Origin of the sequence: Vibrio sp. Vb1980 (assembly GCF_033338615.1) — a bacterium.
Taxonomy (GTDB): Bacteria; Pseudomonadota; Gammaproteobacteria; order Enterobacterales; family Vibrionaceae; genus Vibrio; species Vibrio alginolyticus.
The window spans coordinates 1-619 of record NZ_JAWOSZ010000109.1 but is presented as its reverse complement, the minus strand read 5'-3'; the positions used below and the strand labels follow the sequence as shown (position 1 = coordinate 619).

Genomic DNA, 619 nt, shown 5'->3' with positions numbered 1-619 from the left:
GCCGGCAGCTGCAACAGCCCAGCCCCCGACTGCCCACGGACCTGAGCGATCTCAGTCTCCAGCTGCCTCTGACTGCTCATCCTCGTCCTCCTCGGCCAGCCTGGGGTCCTCTGGCAGGAGCTCGAAGAAGGAAGCTCCTGCCCCTCCCAAAGCCGAAGCCAAAGCGAAGGCCTTGAAAGCTAAGAAGGCAGTGCTGAAAGGTGTCCACAGTCACAAAAAGAAGAAGATCCGAACGTCACCCACTTTCCGGCGGCCCAAGACCCTGCGGCTCCGGAGGCAGCCAAAATATCCTCGAAAGAGTGCACCCAGGAGAAACAAGCTTGACCACTATGCTATCATCAAATTCCCACTGACCACGGAGTCAGCCATGAAGAAAATAGAGGACAACAACACTCTTGTGTTCATTGTGGATGTCAAGGCCAATAAGCATCAGATCAAACAGGCTGTCAAGAAACTCTATGACATCGATGTGGCCAAAGTCAATACCCTGATAAGGCCCGACGGAGAGAAGAAGGCGTATGTTCGCTTGGCTCCTGATTATGATGCCCTAGATGTTGCCAACAAGATTGGGATCATCTAAAGTGAGTCCAGATGGTTAATTCTAAATATATACTTTTTT

At 51.7% G+C, this 619-nt stretch carries 1 protein-coding gene; it reads left to right on the top strand.

Features of this window, described 5'->3' with window-relative positions; translation table 11 throughout:
• A partial coding sequence (locus R7F64_RS24015; protein WP_318072169.1) for a 50S ribosomal protein L23 occupies window positions 1–580 on the top strand: 580 nt, incomplete at its 5' end.
• Window positions 581–619 lie beyond the last annotated feature (39 nt).